The following is a 15,576-nucleotide window of genomic DNA, read 5'->3' as shown; positions in this document are numbered from 1 at the left end:
ATTCGGAGTGGCTAAAAATGACGTCAAGAGTCCGGTTTTCTGAGCAGGTTGTTCAGCGGGCAAACGCTCAGCTCATACAACAACGCGGTCGGCCTACCAGCCTTCCTCGGGAGCTGCTGGGTATCGTGACCTACAGACCCAGAACGCTTCAGGAGATTAAAAGCGCATTCGCCTCCGCCTACGCAAAAATGCAGCGGACCTGATGACCATGGCGAGAGGAGGCTACAACTACATCTATAAGAAACTGGTCGCGGACGAGAGCGACATTCTGGGCAAGCTTGCTTACTCGAGCTACAAGCGGCAGAAAATCGAGTACATCCAAGCGTTCATGGCGAAGCACGGAGAGGATCCGAAAGACTCCGATCTAACGGCTTTCCATGACATCAGCAACGATGCTTCGCAGCTGGATGTTTACAGAAGCCAGGCCGCCCAGTTGGCAGTCAGCTTTCTGGAAACGTCGCTCGCCAATGAAGCAAAAGAGCTTGAGGAGCTTTATACGGCTAAGGCGAATTACGAGATTCGATCATTCAGACCTGGATTCTGGTCAGGTGTGTCTCAAAGCGTCGTTGGCTCAGGATGTTTCATCCTGTTGGTTGGGTGCTTGGTGTTCTTCACGTGGAGCCTCAAACAAGGACCTCGACAGGTCATAGAGCAGGTCTTCGACGTAGCGATCATTGATGCGCCATCTGTGGAGCAAGCAGTTGAAAGCCGGTTGCCCGAGCAATCACCTTCAAGCGAAGAAGGCGCCACTTAGGACGCCTTTTCCAATGCTGACAGTCCGGTTCAACGCACCACCCCCTCCTCCACCAGCAACTTCAAAATCGCAGCAGCCCCCTCCTGAGCAGTCACTCCCTTGAGAACCTGCCCACCGCCTCCGCTCGCTTTCGCCGTCGCCGCCTTCATTCGATCAGCGCCGCTCTTGGCTTTGATGACCTTCAAGCGCTTGGGCCGTGGCTTGGCAGGCGTCAGCTCAGCGTCGGTGAACACTTCGTCGATACCACTTCAATCTCTTCAACATCCAGCAAACCGCGCTGCGCCGGGCCGTAAGCGCTCTGACGAGGTTTCGGTGCAGAGTTATCCACAGTCGCCAGAAACGGCGATCAGACTCTGAACACCCAATCCAGCCCGGGTTACGGCTCCCAAAGCCGAGATCGCAGTGCCCACATGGGCGACGTAGCGCGCCTCTCTGACACCGGCGAGCGTCAACGAGACGCGACGATTGCGAGACTGAACCGGTCAATGTCATCCGTGCGGCCGCCAGAGCGGCCCCGACCGGCGGCCCAGCAACAGCGGCTGCTATGACGGTGGCGGCGATTGTGAAAGTGTGAAGGCCAATCGTCAGTAGAGGCTACAGCCATCAGGCGTCCGCCCAGGAGGATCAACGTGGTTGAACGGATCACCCAGGCAATAGGGGAGCTAGCTTTTCCCACAACGACATACCTAGCCATTGAAGCGCGAGCGGCTGACCTGCGCCGCATCCCTGAGTTGTGCGCCATAAGCCGTGTAGGCCGTATGCGTTGAATTAAACGGCTCGAATGCCGCCAGAACAGTGTTGTAGAGATCCGGGGTGACCAGCAGCGAACGATCAGAAGGCGCAACCACAGGCTGACTGACGTTCCAAAAAGGTCTGTGGATAAGCTTAACGCCGCCATTCGCTGTGCGTAGCTAGTAGACGTGATAGGTCAGCGACCTACCGGAGATTCGCGCTCCCCTACCACATCTTTTTCATTTTCCCGAGCTACCGAAATCAGCCGCTTTTTGGGAATGGAAGGCAATTTGGCAGGCTATCGAGCATCACATGGATTTAGGTTATCGGCTGCGGTGAGTCATCAAAAGCAAGAACATCAAGATTCGAGCGCGATGAAAACGTTGTATCAGTTTATTACGACTTTTTAGGGTGCAGCCCTTGGACGACTCTATCTCGGGCGTAACGTAGAGGAGATATCCGCTTTAGATCCCCTACAGATGACGGATTGAACACCAAATCCTGATAGCGGATTATGACCCCACTCTACCTTGAACACCTGAACATCAGCCCGGAGGCAGTATGGGGACCAGCGCTCAGCTTATATTTCAGGCAATATTTGCAACTGCATTTCTAAGCAATTTACATCAACTGCCCGATGCAAACTGGAGATCAACATTTTTAGTTGGTTTGCCTGCAACAATAACTGGATGCATCTTTATCAGATTATTCTTCATCTCAAATAAAAGAAATATCGAGAGCGTCATCGAAAAACCAAGTATGAAAACGATAACCGCAATTATCATCGGTCAAAAAAAGAGGAAAATATAACATGCGTGAATTACACATCTCAGATTTAAGGCTCATTTCCGGCGGTTCAACCGGTGACGCCCTTGCCGTAGGAGGCGCTCTAGGAGGGGGAGTAGGAATTTCTATAGGTATGAGTTCAGGAGCGAGCGGAACTGCAGTACTAGGCTTAGGGGGTATTGGCGCAGGAGTGGGTGCGGCGCTTGTGGGCGCAGGAGCCGTTGGCATTGGAATCGGAAATTTACTAAACGAACACACGCCCATCCAGCAAGTTATACAAGACTTGCTACCTGACCCCTCAGGACTTAGTTACTGCGGAGGAGGCTACTAAGCGATCGGCGGCTGAGCGATAAATGCCCAGCCGTTCATAAATAATAACGGATCATTAAGCGTAGAATAGTTAATCCTGTGCGCCTAACGTGGCAAATAACATATGTATGGAACCGAGCACCACCAAAACCGGGGAAAAAGCCACGCTACACCAATAAATTTTTTGTTTAGAGCCTGCTGCGTCGACGCTACGTTCTCGGATACTTCCGGAAGAACTTCAAAACATCAGGCTTCCATCTCAAGAAAATACATATCCCTACTGCTCATTTCAGCCGTATCCGTCGCGTTAACTTTCGGATATTACGGACATTACACTAGGAAAGTGACAATCAAAGGGATTCTTGCTCCTCAACAGAACACAGTTCACGCGGTGTCGCCTGCAAATGGTGTAATTCAAGAAGTTTTTGTACAAGAGGGCGACTTCGTAGCGCCAGGCCAACGTATTGCTAGGCTCTCGAGGGAAACATTTACCACCCATGGTCCCACGTTCGCGCTAACCGCAGATGAAATAAAAAAACAAATTCAGTTGATCGAAATTAAGAGAAAACTGATCAGGCTCAAGCACGATCTAGAGCTACAGGACCTATCAAGCACAGAGAGCCAGCTAAAAACACAGATTTTAATGCTAACGTCGGAAGTTGAATTTCAGCAGACCCTGGTCAAAGGCAGAAAACAAAATTTTCGGAAACACATGAAACTCACCTCCGAGGGTGCCGTCTCTCTTGTAGCAACAGAAAATACAAAAAAAGAGTACTTAGAAGCATCGATAGATCTACAAAGAACAAAACAGGCTCTAAAGAGCAAAGTTTCGGAGTACGAAGGTATCGGGTTAAAGAAACAGATTATGACAACTGCCGACGAGATTACTTTGGCGGGTTTTGATCACGAAATGATGCAACTCAACCAAGATCTTCTTAACAATGAAGCATCCAAAGCAATAGATGTCGTCGCTTCGATTGCAGGCACGATTTCGGCAATCAATACTTCCGTCGGTCAACATGTTTTGCTCGGTGCAACGCTGGCGAGTGCCTATCCCGCAGAGAGTTATTTGCAAGCGATTTTATACATCCCACCGGAGAGTGTCGGATTTGTAGAGCGGGGGCAAAACGCAAACGTCAGAGTTTCCGCTTTCCCATTTCAGAAATTTGGTGGAATCAAAGGTACGATTATTGCACTTTCTCAGACACCTTATCAAAGCGGGGAACTGCCAGCACAACTTACAGATGCAATCGACGTAAACCGCACATATTACAAGGCCATCATTAGCCTCAAAAATCAAAATATTAAAGGCGATGGACAGCAGAGGAAGCTTCTGCCCGGCTTGATAGTCGAAGCGGATCTTATGTTAGAGAGGCGAAGGCTTTACGAGTGGTTATTGTCACCCCTGTATGCATTTACAAAAAAAACATATTTGAGAGAAATCTAAATGCCGATTGAATTCAATATCACCCAACAAGATTTTAAATCGCAAATCCAAGGAACAAGGCCTTACTTGTTCAAAAATGCTCTTAAGGCCCACTCCATTAACTGGAAACTCGTTAATCAACTGATTAGCAGGCACGATCATACCTCTAGCAATTTTAAATTATTGAAAAACGGGTTGATACTCAAATACGACTATCTGGAACAGTATCAGGAGGTGTTCACGACAAAATACAGAGCGAATAAGCTTTACCCACCCTATGTAACGGACTACCTGAGTTGGTTACTGGAAGACCTCTCCGCGAAGTCGGAAATATTGCGAGCACCTATTGAACCAGAGGCGCCTGAGAGTAGCGTCTTTAAGAATATCGATAGCCTGCTAGGTACAGCTATACAAAACCCGGAAAATCAAAAAAGATTTTTTCAGTGGTTTAGTAGCCTGCAAAGGGTAGACTCCCCCTATGCCATTGAGTTATTTGGCAATGCGAATGCCACCTCAATCCCGCATAAAAGCAAGATTTTCATGAACGCAAATAACTGTCACATGTGGAATGGAAGTGAGATTATTGCGAACGGTACAAAAATAAAGTTAAACGGACTCAGCAAATCAATCATTCAGGTCATTACACAGCAGCAAGGCATTCAGATTGATGCTCTCGTTGCTCGTTTCCCAGACAGGCCACCGCACCAAATTGAAAGTTTTATTATAGAAATGACTCTTCAAGACGTACTGGCCATACATTTGCAGGCATGAAAAGCGTCCAATATATATGAAGCCAATTTATCAAGAAAGCATGACTGATTGTGGGCTGGCATGTTTGGCCATGATCGCCACTCATCATGGTTCAAATGTGACAGTGCGCCAACTATCCGAACGATGCGATGTCGAATCAACCGCAATAGCGGCACATGATCTCGTTCGGATCGCGGGGAGTCTTAGTCTGAATAGTCGCGTACTTAGACTTGAGCCTGAGGAACTACCCGAACTAAGCACACCGTGCATCCTACATTGGAAGATGAATCATTTTGTTGTTTTGGAATCTGTGAATGCAAATAAGATAGTTATTATTGACCCCGCTTTGGGTAGGCGAAGCATCACAGCTTCTGAGCTAGATAGATCTTTCACAGGTATTGCGCTAGAAATTACCCGTACGGAAAATTTTGCAGCAAAAAAAACACCACCTGCTATCTCGTTATCTGATCTGTCTCGTGGCCTCGCGACGGAGATAAAGTCTCTTGGTTATATAATAACGTTTGCCATCGCATTGGAAATATTAACACTGACGATGCCCTTTATATCCCAAGTGATCATTGATAGCGCAATCACTTCACAGGATAAGGATTTTTTGCTGGTCGCGGTACTTGGTGGTATGGTTTTAGTTTTATTTCAGTTTACGCTCGGCGTCATAGGGAACATTGCAAAACTGAGGCTAAGTCAACGCATTGGGCTCCGGTGGTCCTCCAACCTGTTTTTGCACTTGATGAAGTTACCCTGGGCTTATTTCCAGCACCGTCAGCTTGGTGAAATCAGCAGCAGGGTCTCGGCACTTAAACCCATCAAAGAATTCATCTTAGCCTCGATCACTAGGACGCCGATTGACGTTATAGTTTTGGTGTGCACTGGTTCGTTCATGGCCCTATACGACACAGCACTGCTGTGGATCGTCTTAATCGCAGGCTTATGCTACGGATTAACCCAAGCGATTTTCTATCCGTTTTTAAGAAATGCGACTGCAGAGAGGTTGATACTTTCCGCCAAGGAGCACGCGTATTTCCTGGAAAGTTTGAGAGCAGCATTAACCATAAAGATGTCTGGAAACGTTGAGCATCGTGCTAATCAATGGAGCAATATGATCGTTGATGTACAAAATAGAGACACTGCCACTCAGAAAATCCAGATATGGTCTTCGGGAATTAATACGCTGATTTTCGGTATAGAATCAATGAGCGTATTATTTGTCGGTGGCAACTCGATTATTAACTCCGAAATGAGTATTGGAATGCTTATCGCTTTTTTGGGCTTTAAAACCAACTTTACCAGCCGACTTTCAGGCATCATTGATACAGTAATTCAGTGGCATATGAACTCTGTTCAATGTGAACGACTTGCAGACGTAGTCTTACAAAAAACCGAGTCGCCTACATCAAACACAACCCAAACACAATCCTGCTTACAAATAGAACTTGTTAACGTTTCATTTAGGCATAGCACGGCATCTCCGTGGATAATAAAGGATGCAAGTTTAATCATCACTCCAGGCGAATTTTTGGCAATAGTCGGTCGTTCGGGTAGTGGTAAATCTACCTTAGCCAAACTGATCCTTGGATTATTAGAGCCTACGGAAGGTCACATTTTAGTTAATGGTATCCGTCTAGAGGAATTTGGATTTTCTAGCTTACGTACAATTACAGGCACAGTAATGCAAGAAGACCAAGTTTTGACTGGAACTATCGCTGAAAACATCACAAATTTCGAACTTGAGTCATGTATGACTCAAGTTCGAATCGCTGCCAAAACTGCAAATTTACATAACGTCATATGCAAATTCCCCATGGGCTATCACACCACTATTAGTAATGCATGCTCCACTCTATCTTCAGGACAGCGACAGCGTCTGTATCTAGCTCGGGCGATTTATAAAAACCCAAAGCTTCTGATATTGGATGAAGCAACTAATAATCTCGATCTGCATAGTGAGCAACACATAATTTCATCGCTGAAGGCGATGGATATTACTCTCATCACAATTGCCCACCGTATCGAAACGTTAGCATTAGCCTCAAGGATAATATCTATTGAGAATGGCAAAGTGGTTAGCAGGTCGGACAACTGATCCAAGAAATCCATCCCCGAATGTATATGTAAATAACGAATATCAGAGAAATGCAATTTTCTACGAGATCACTTGATTCATTCTGAAGATACCGGCACGCACCCTGTGTTTTTTTATAAAACGAAAATCAATATTAGATACAGGCCCTGCTTGCTGGCGGCGTTGCACAGTGTGACAGAGCGACTATGACAGAAAGAAAAAAGCGCCGATAAGGCGCCTTCGGCGATTCTAGCGTACAGCCCTACCGCACCACCCCCTCCTCCACCAACAATTTCAAAATCGCCGCAGCCCCCTCCTGAGCAGTCACCCCCTTGAGAACCTGCCCACCGCCGCCGCTCGCTTTCGCCGTGGCGGCCTTCATGCGATCAGCGCCGCTCTTGGCTTTGATGACCTTCAAACGTTTAGGCCGTGGTTTCGCGGGCGTCAGCTCAGCGCCGGTGAACACTTCATCGATGACCACCTCGATCGCCTCCACGTCCAGCAGGCCGCGCTGCGCCGGGCCGTAGGCGCTCTGCCGAGGTTTCGGTGCCGAGTTATCCACAGTCGCGAGAAACGGCAGCCGGACCTTGAGTCGGCGGCGCTGACCTCGGGGGAGCGCCTGCAGCACCTGAGCGCTGCCGTTGCTCATGGACTCGACCTCCGCCAAGCCCACCACGAGCGGCCAGCCTAGCGTTTCAGCCAGCAAATACGGGAGCATCCCGGAACCTTCTCCCGTCTCCGCCTGACTGCCGGTCAGCACCAACTGCACGCCCGACTCGCGAATGTAATCCGTGAGCCCAGGCACCGAGTCCGCGCCTGGCGGCTGAGCCAGCACGTGAAGCTCGTCCACGCCCATGCCCAGGTAGCCACGTAATGCAGGTTCTTCGGCGTCACCCGCGTGCAGTACGTGCAAGTTATCCCCAGCCAGTTGCAAACCCAGCTCTACGGCACGGGCATCCTGCTCAGCCCGACGCGGCCGTCCTGACGTCGGGTGCGCGCCAACGGAGACGAGGCTGATCACGTGCAGCGCACCTTTATCCACAGAGACACCCATTTCAGGCTGCATCGCGCTTCTCCCCGTTCCGGTAGGCGTCGACCGCCTCAATCAGCGCTTCGAGAATGGCAGAGCTCTCGCCGATCACTGACAGATCGGCGCGCTTGATCATGTCGCAGGTGGGGTCGAGATTGATGGCCACCACCTTGTCGCAGGCGCCAATGCCCTGTAGATGCTGGATCGCACCGGAGATCCCGACCGCCACGTATACCCGGGCGGTGACCCAGGTACCGGACGCACCGACCTGGCGATCGCGGGTCATGAAGCCATCGTCAACGGCCACTCGGGATGCGCCTTCGGTGGCGCCCAGCGCGACGGCGGTACGGTGAAACAATGACCAATCCTTGATCCCGTTGCCACCCGAAAATATGAACTCAGCTTCAGACATGGGGATAAGTGCCGGATCGACCGAAACGGCACCGAGGTCCTCGATTCGTGACAAGCTGCGCGCGACAGCTGTGGATAACTCTACCGGCAGAGCTTCATGCCGTTTCTCACTGACGGGTTCGGCACATTCCGCTTGAGCAAGAATCAACCGGGACACGGGACGCGCCAGATCCTCGGCACCAGCGCCTGCACGACCGATGCACCGTTCACCAGCGACTTGCCACACTCGTGTCGACGGTCGCTCACCCAGACTGGCCGCAAAGCGGCGTCCCAACTCTCCCCCGCCGTTTCTGCTGTCGGGCAGCAACCAGTGATGGGGGTCGAACTGGTTATCCACAGCTCGCAAACCTTGCACACGCTGCTCGGGGGAATAACCAGTGAACGCGCTGCCTTCCAGTATCAACAGACGATCGACGCCTGCAGTGTCGAACGCCGTCTCTTTGTGCTCGCCAAAAATCACCGCCAGGACGGCGCCCTCGTTGCCAGCCAGACCATGGGCCAAGCCCAGCAAGTCGCGGTCATGGCTGCTCAGACGGCCGCCGACCATGTCGGGAACGACAGCGATGTAGAAAGAGGGCTCGGCAATCTGGTGCAGCGGTAACTGCGCTTCGACCGTTGCCGAGCGTTTAATCGCGCCGCCTTGCTGCGCACCGCTTCGATCAATGCGTTTGACGCCGTTGGGACCGATAAAACCGATGCCATGCACGTTTTTACGCAGCACACCGTTGGGCCCCATCCAGCTGGCTTGAGCCGGTTGCATGGCCGCGTGCAGCGGATGCAACCGGTTACGTGCGATCCATTCGGCACGTGGGTCACGGCGGATAATGTCGCTCATCAATGCGCCTCCGCAGGTTCACGTCGGGCCGCTGCCGGTTTTGCAGGCGCGGTTTCTTCAAGCAGTGCTTCAGCTACCAGCTCGGCGATGTCCTTGATCATCGGCCGTGGCTCGACCACGCCTTCAAGCATCGCGGTGCACTGTGGACAACCCACAGCCACCAGCTCGGCGCCCGTCTCGCGGATGTCATCCATGCGCATGTCCGGGATACGTTGTTTGCCAGGAATGTCGGTGATCGGCGCGCCACCGCCGCCGCCGCAGCAGCGTGAGCGGAATCCGGACCGGACCATTTCCTTGACCTCAATGCCCAGCGCACGCAGCACATCGCGCGGCGCCTGGTACTCGCCGTTGTAACGGCCGAGGTAGCACGGATCGTGATAGGTGACGCTGGCGCCTTTGTGCTGACCCAGATTCAACGCGCCGTTGACTATCAGCTCGGCCAGATACGTGCTGTGGTGCTGTACGACGTAGTGACCCCCGAACGCACCGTATTCGTTTTTCAGCACATGAAAGCTGTGGGGGTCGCAGGTGACGATGCGCTTGAAGTCGTACTGCGCCAGCGTCTGGATGTTGCGTCTGGCGAGCGTCTGGAACGTTGCTTCATCGCCCAGACGACGAGCCACATCGCCGCTGTCGCGTTCCTCCAGCCCCAGCACGGCGAAGTCGACCTTGGCCGCTTTCAGCACTTTGACGAAGGCGCGCAAGGTGCGCTGATTGCGCATGTCGAACGCGCCATCGCCGACCCAGAACAGCACGTCCACGGCTTTCTTGTGGCTCATGACGTCAAGGTTCAGGTCAGCCGCCCAGTTCATGCGTCCGCCCGGCGCGAAGCCACCCGGGTTGTCCGTCGCAATGAGGTTTTCAAGGACCTCGGCGCCCTTGTTGGGGGTGGCGCCTTTTTCGAGGGTCAGATGCCGGCGCATGTCGACGATGGCGTCCACGTGCTCGATCATCATCGGGCACTCTTCCACACAGGCCCGGCAGGTTGTGCACGACCACAGGGTGTCGGCGTCGACCAGCCCGTTGACGATGGGTTGATGGGGATTGCCGCCATGCTCGCCGATAGGCCTACCCTGACCGTCGAGGGACGGATAAGGGCTGCCGACGAAGTTTGCATCGGTGCCGCCCGCCAAGCCGACGACCATGTCCTGAATCAGTTTTTTCGGGTTCAGCGGCTGGCCGGCAGCGAAGGCCGGGCACGCCGCTTCGCACTTGCCGCACTGCACGCACGCATCGAAACCGAGCAGCTGATTCCAGGTGAAGTCCTTGGGTTTCTCCACGCCCAGCGGCGCGGTTCTGTCCTTCAGATCGAGGGGTTTCAGCCCCGTCGAGCGGCCACCGCCAAAACGCTCGGGACGGCGATGCCAGGCCAAGTGCAGCGCGCCAGCGAAGGCGTGTTTCATCGGGCCGCCCCAAGTCATGCCGAGGAACAATTCGCAGACGCCCCACAGCACGCCGATGCCCAGAATGATCGCCAGCAACCAGCCACCGAAGTTCGCCGGCAGAACGCCCGCAACCGGCAACGTGACGATAAAGAACGAGCCCGAGAACGCCAGCAGGCTCTTCGGCAGGCGCATCCACGGGCCTTTCGACAACCGACTCGGCGGGTTGCGACGACGCAGGTACATGAAGATTGCGCCCACGAACATCACGGCCGCCATCAGCAACAGCGCGTAGCCGAGGACCCGGTTATGCCAGCCAAACCCGTGAACCAGAATCGCAAGCACGATCGACGCAACCGCCCCGCCCGCCGTAGCCACGTGGGTATTGGCGATGTATTTGTCCCGGGCGACGACGTGGTGTAGATCGACCATGTAGCGCTTGGGCATGGCCAGCAACCCGCCGAGCAGATCGACCTTGGCGGCACGCCCGTTGCGCCACAGGCTCACCCGCCGCAACGCGCCAAGGACCGCAAGGCCCAGGGCAGCGAAGAGCAGGATGGGAAGAAGGGTGTTTAGCATGTGGAGCTCCCAAAGACTCAGGGTCTTGCAGGTCGGGATGCCTTACTCGATTCCTGTAGGAGTGAGCTTGCTCGCGAAGCCGGACTGACATTCAACATGGATGTCGACAGACCCGCCGCTTTCGCGAGCAAGCTCACTCCTACAGGGTTGTGTGCCGGCCGCTAGAAATCCTTGCACAGCCTGAGTGCGTCATAGATCGCCGCATGGGTATTGCGTTGAGCCACGCAGTCGCCAATGCGGAACAGCAGATACCCGTCACCCGGCTGACTCAACGACGGCTGCGGCTGAATCGCAAACAGGGCGTCGATGTCGATCTGGCCCTTGTTGCGCGAACCTTCCTTCATCCCGTAATAGAGCCCCTCGTCAGGACGAACGCCGTTCTCGACCACCACTTGATCGACCACCCGCTCCTCTTTGGCGCCGGTGTATTCGTTCTCCAGCACCGCGACCAGCTTGTCCCCTTCGCGGTAGACCTTCTCCAGCATCATGTCGCCGGTCATGATCACTTCCTTCGGGTACATGCTGCGGTAGTAAGTCGGGAACGACGTACCACCGATGGCCACGCCGGGCTTGATGTCATCGGTGACTATCTCGACCTGACAGCCTTTGTCCGCCAGAAAGTCGGCCGTGGACATCCCGGTGAACTCGCAAATGGTGTCGTAGACCAGCACGTTCTTGCCCGGCGCGACTTTGCCGTCGAGGATGTCCCAGCTGCTGACCACCAAGCCTTCACCGGCGCCCCAATGCTCGTTCTGCTCAATGAACGGATGACCGCCCACCGCCAGCACCACCACGTCCGGACGCAGGTCCATGATGGTCGCGATGTCCGCCGCCGTGCCCAGACGCAGATCGACTTTCAGGCGCGCCAGTTCAAGCTGAAACCAGCGCGTGATGCCGGCAATCTGATCGCGCTGCGGTGCTTTCGACGCCGTGGTGATCTGTCCGCCAATGGCGTCTTTCTTCTCGAACAAGGTCACGTCGTGTCCACGCTCGGCCGAGACGCGCGCCGCTTCCATCCCGGCAGGCCCTGCCCCGACGATCACCACTTTGCGCTTCACGCCGGTGGTCTTTTCGATGATGTGCGGCACGCCCATGTATTCGCGGGACGTTGCGGCGTTCTGGATGCACAGCACGTCCAGGCCCTGGTACTGACGGTCGATGCAATAGTTGGCACCGACGCACTGACGGATCTGGTCGACCTGACCCATTTTGATCTTGGTGATCAGGTGCGGGTCGGCGATGTGCGCGCGGGTCATGCCGACCATGTCGACGTAACCGCCTTCGAGGATGCGCGTCGCCTGATTCGGGTCCTTGATGTTCTGCGCGTGGAGCACAGGCGCCTTGACCACTTCCTTGATGCCGGCCGCCAGATGCAGAAATGGCTCCGGTGGATAACTCATGTTCGGGATGACGTTGGCCAGGGTGTTGTGGGTATCGCATCCTGATCCGACGACACCGAGGAAGTCGATCATGCCGGTCTGGTCGTAGTACTTGGCGATCTCCTTCATGTCCTCGTGGCTGAGGCCGTCCGGGTGAAATTCGTCGCCGCATATCCGCAGGCCGACGCAGAAGTCAGGGCCGACTTCCTTGCGCACAGCCTTGATCACTTCCAGGCCGAACCGCATGCGGTTTTCGAAGCTGCCGCCCCACTCGTCAGTACGCTTGTTGACCCGAGGGCTCCAGAACTGATCGATCATGTGTTGATGCACTGCCGACAGCTCGACGCCGTCCAGGCCACCGGCCTTGGCACGCGCCGCCGCGCTGGCGTAATTGCCGATCACCCGCCAGATCTCTTCCGGCTCGATGGTCTTGCAGGTCGCGCGGTGTACCGGCTCGCGGATGCCCGAAGGCGACAGCAGCGTCGGCCAATGATCGCCGTCCCAGCGGGAGCGACGGCCCATGTGGGTAATCTGGATCATGATCTTGGCGCCGTGCTTGTGCATGGCGTCGGCAAGGTTCTGGAAGTGCGGAATGATCTTGTCAGTCGCCAGGTTGACCGATTTCCACCAGCCTTGCGGGCTGTCGATGGCCACGCTGGACGAGCCGCCGCAAATGGCCAGACCGATGCCGCCCTTGGCTTTCTCCTCGTAGTACTTCACGTAACGGTCGGTGGTCATACCGCCGTCGGTGGCGTAGACCTCGGCGTGCGCGGTACTCAATACGCGGTTGCGTATGGTCAATTTACCGATCTGAATCGGTTGAAACATCGCTTCGAAAGCCATGACGGAAACCTCGACTTACAACGGCTTGACGACAAACAGGCCGTCGTCGTGGCCTTCTTCGGATCCGCCGTAAACCTGCTCGGCCACGGTGCGGATTTTGCTGCCGCTGGCTTCCAGAACCTGGTCCATGGCGCCTGCAAACCAGCCGGTGAACATGTAATCAACCTTGCGCCCCACCTTGCCGTAGACGTAAACGAAGGCCGAGTGCTCGAGCTTGACGCTGGCGGTGCCTTTTTCCAGATCGATGTCCTGAATCTTGAACAGGCCCCAACCGCGCTGGGACAGACGATTCATGTAGTGCTCGAACACCGCGACGCCTTCGATGCCGTGGCATTCAGCTTCTTTCTCGCACCAGTGCCAGGCGGACTTGTAGCCGGCCTTGTAGAGGATGTCGGCGTACGCTTCGGCGCCCAGTACTTCTTCGATGCCCATGTGGTTGTTGACGAAGAAATGGCGCGGCACGTACAGCATCGGCAGGGCGTCGGAGGTCCAGACACCGGTCTCGCTGTCGACTTCGATTGGCAATTGCGGGGCGATCTTGGCCATGGAAACTTAACTCCGGAAAATTCGAGTGGATGCCCTCTCCGCGACGGGGAGAGGAAAAATTCAGTGCTCGGCGCGTGGGGCTGGCGGCTTATTCGCCCCAGACGTCACCCAGGATGCGTACCCAGTTTTCGCCCATGATCTTGCGCACCACGCGCTCGGAGTGGCCGCGTTTGAGCAGGGTTTCGGTGAGGTTCGGGAATTCGCCGACGGTACGGATGCCCAGCGGGTTGATGATCTTGCCGAAGTTGGTCAGGCGGCGGGCGTAGCCTTTGTCGTGGGTCAGGTATTCGAAAAATTCCTGGCCGTGACCCTGGGTGAAGTCAGTGCCGATGCCGATGGCGTCTTCGCCGACGATGTTCATCACGTACTCGATGGCTTCGGCGTAATCGTCGATCGTCGAATCGATGCCCTTGGCCAGAAACGGCGCGAACATGGTCACGCCGACAAAGCCGCCGTGATCGGCAATGAACTTCAGCTCGGCGTCGGATTTGTTGCGGGGGTGTTCTTTGAGGCCCGAAGGCAGGCAGTGGGAGTAAGTCACTGGCTTCTTCGACTCGAGGATGACTTCCTCGGACGTCTTCGAGCCCACATGGGAGAGGTCGCACATGACGCCGACGCGGTTCATTTCCGCGACGATTTCACGACCGAAGCCCGACAGGCCGCCGTCGCGCTCGTAGCAGCCGGTGCCCACCAGATTCTGGGTGTTGTAGCACATCTGCACGATGCCCACGCCCAGCTGCTTGAAGATCTCGACGTAGCCGATCTGATCCTCGTAAGCATGGGCATTCTGGAAGCCGAACAGGATGCCGGTCTTGCCCAGTTCCTTGGCCTTGCGGATGTCAGCGGTGTTGCGCACCTGGATCACCAGGTCGCTGTTCTCACGAATCAGTTTCTGGCTGGACGCGATGCTGTTGACGGTCTGCTGAAAACCTTCCCACACCGAAACTGTGCAGTTGGCCATGGTCAGGCCGCCTTTGCGCATGTCTTCGAACAGCTCACGGTTCCATTTGGCAATGATCAACCCGTCAATGACGATGCTGTCGGCGTGTAATTCGGCTGGGCTCATCAGGCGGTCCCCTGTAGTTCTTTAATGGCCGGAAGGTCTGCCGGCGCTTTGGGGTCAGCATATGCCTGAGGGTCGGAGGAGCCGGGTGCAAAAACGACAGGGGAATTGCCGAAAGCGTCAAGAAACGACAAAGGGGGGACGTGGTCTTTTTCCGGCCGCATTTCATACCTGTTCTTTGCCTCGCGCTTGGGCGAGAATCCAATCCATCTCTGACTCGGGAAGTCCCAATGAAAACCATGTTTCTGGCTTTGGCTTTATTCGCGACAGGTGCCCACGCTGCAGCCAATCCGGCCGCCAATCCTTGTGATGGCGTCGAAGAGGACCAACAGACCCTAGAGTGCTCGGTGTACAGCCGCGACACGGCGGAGAAGCTGCTGACCGAGAATGTGCAGAACGTGCTTGAGCGGGTGCAGACGCAGTTCGGGGCGAACAAGGCCCAGGCCGAGGAGTTCGCCACCAAACTCAAGGCGGCTCAGGAAGCCTGGAAAAAACTGCGTGACGCGGATTGCGCCGTTGAAGTGTTCCCGGCCAAGCCCGGTACCAAAGAATTCAACATCGACCAGAACGATTGCCTGACCCGCGCCAGCGACGAGCGATCGGAGTATCTGGACACCGTCGCGCAGTCTGAGTGATCCCGAATGCGCTACCCTGACGCCCTTCCCGAGCTC

Annotated in this window: 11 protein-coding genes and 1 pseudogene; 5 read left to right on the top strand and 7 right to left on the bottom strand. The window is 54.8% G+C overall.

From position 1 onward, the window contains the following. The first annotated feature begins 202 nt into the window (after nucleotides 1–202). On the top strand, nucleotides 203–754 hold the full coding sequence (locus M1E04_RS01595; protein WP_456292278.1) for a hypothetical protein: 552 nt from the start codon (nucleotides 203–205) through the stop codon (nucleotides 752–754). 29 nt (nucleotides 755–783) lie between these two features. Here M1E04_RS01595 and M1E04_RS01590 read toward each other — a convergent pair. Then, a pseudogene (locus M1E04_RS01590) lies at nucleotides 784–1,097 on the bottom strand (electron transfer flavoprotein subunit beta); the annotation flags it as partial. 1,608 nt (nucleotides 1,098–2,705) lie between these two features. Between M1E04_RS01590 and M1E04_RS01585 the strand changes: the two are divergent. From M1E04_RS01585 to M1E04_RS01575, 3 genes are read left to right on the top strand one after another with little or no spacing between them, the layout of a single operon-like run. After that, nucleotides 2,706–4,028 carry an HlyD family efflux transporter periplasmic adaptor subunit gene (locus M1E04_RS01585; RefSeq protein WP_456292277.1) on the top strand — a complete coding sequence of 441 codons (1,323 nt, stop codon included), beginning with the start codon at nucleotides 2,706–2,708 and terminating at the stop codon, nucleotides 4,026–4,028. Further along, nucleotides 4,029–4,778, top strand: a complete 750-nt coding sequence (locus tag M1E04_RS01580) for a hypothetical protein (protein ID WP_456292276.1) — start codon at nucleotides 4,029–4,031, stop codon at nucleotides 4,776–4,778. Between the two features lie 16 nt (nucleotides 4,779–4,794). After that, nucleotides 4,795–6,858, top strand: a complete 2,064-nt coding sequence (locus tag M1E04_RS01575) for a peptidase domain-containing ABC transporter (protein WP_456292275.1) — start codon at nucleotides 4,795–4,797, stop codon at nucleotides 6,856–6,858. A gap of 241 nt (nucleotides 6,859–7,099) precedes the next feature. Here the strand turns inward: M1E04_RS01575 and etfB are convergent, their stop codons facing one another. The 6 genes from etfB to M1E04_RS01545 all read right to left on the bottom strand — a co-directional run bounded on the left by etfB (nucleotide 7,100) and on the right by M1E04_RS01545 (nucleotide 14,908). Continuing rightward, nucleotides 7,100–7,903, bottom strand: coding sequence for an electron transfer flavoprotein subunit beta (gene etfB, locus M1E04_RS01570; protein WP_456292274.1), 804 nt, complete (start codon nucleotides 7,901–7,903; stop codon nucleotides 7,100–7,102). Continuing rightward, nucleotides 7,893–9,113, bottom strand: coding sequence for an electron transfer flavoprotein subunit alpha (gene etfA, locus M1E04_RS01565; protein WP_456292273.1), 1,221 nt, complete (start codon nucleotides 9,111–9,113; stop codon nucleotides 7,893–7,895). The genes etfB and etfA overlap by 11 nt, the downstream gene beginning before the upstream one ends. After that, entirely contained in the window at nucleotides 9,113–11,074 is a 1,962-nt protein-coding gene (gene dgcB, locus M1E04_RS01560; protein WP_456292272.1) for a dimethylglycine demethylation protein DgcB, read from the bottom strand. The genes etfA and dgcB overlap by 1 nt, the downstream gene beginning before the upstream one ends. A gap of 161 nt (nucleotides 11,075–11,235) precedes the next feature. Next, a complete protein-coding gene (gene dgcA / locus M1E04_RS01555) occupies nucleotides 11,236–13,296 on the bottom strand; it encodes a dimethylglycine demethylation protein DgcA (RefSeq protein WP_456292271.1) in 2,061 nt (686 codons plus the stop codon). A 15-nt stretch (nucleotides 13,297–13,311) separates the two neighbouring features. Beyond that, complete coding sequence (locus tag M1E04_RS01550) at nucleotides 13,312–13,842, bottom strand: 4-vinyl reductase (protein ID WP_296315780.1); 531 nt, start codon at nucleotides 13,840–13,842, stop codon at nucleotides 13,312–13,314. Between the two features lie 88 nt (nucleotides 13,843–13,930). Continuing rightward, nucleotides 13,931–14,908, bottom strand: coding sequence for a dipeptidase (locus tag M1E04_RS01545; RefSeq protein ID WP_074886739.1), 978 nt, complete (start codon nucleotides 14,906–14,908; stop codon nucleotides 13,931–13,933). A gap of 227 nt (nucleotides 14,909–15,135) precedes the next feature. Between M1E04_RS01545 and M1E04_RS01540 the strand changes: the two genes are divergently transcribed. Next, nucleotides 15,136–15,540, top strand: a complete 405-nt coding sequence (locus M1E04_RS01540) for a lysozyme inhibitor LprI family protein (RefSeq protein ID WP_192135020.1) — start codon at nucleotides 15,136–15,138, stop codon at nucleotides 15,538–15,540. The last annotated feature ends 36 nt before the right edge of the window (nucleotides 15,541–15,576 follow it).

It is taken from the genome of Pseudomonas sp. AK106 (assembly GCF_053903055.1).
Note: the sequence above shows the minus strand (reverse complement) of the source record. Positions and strands in the feature narration are given on the sequence as shown.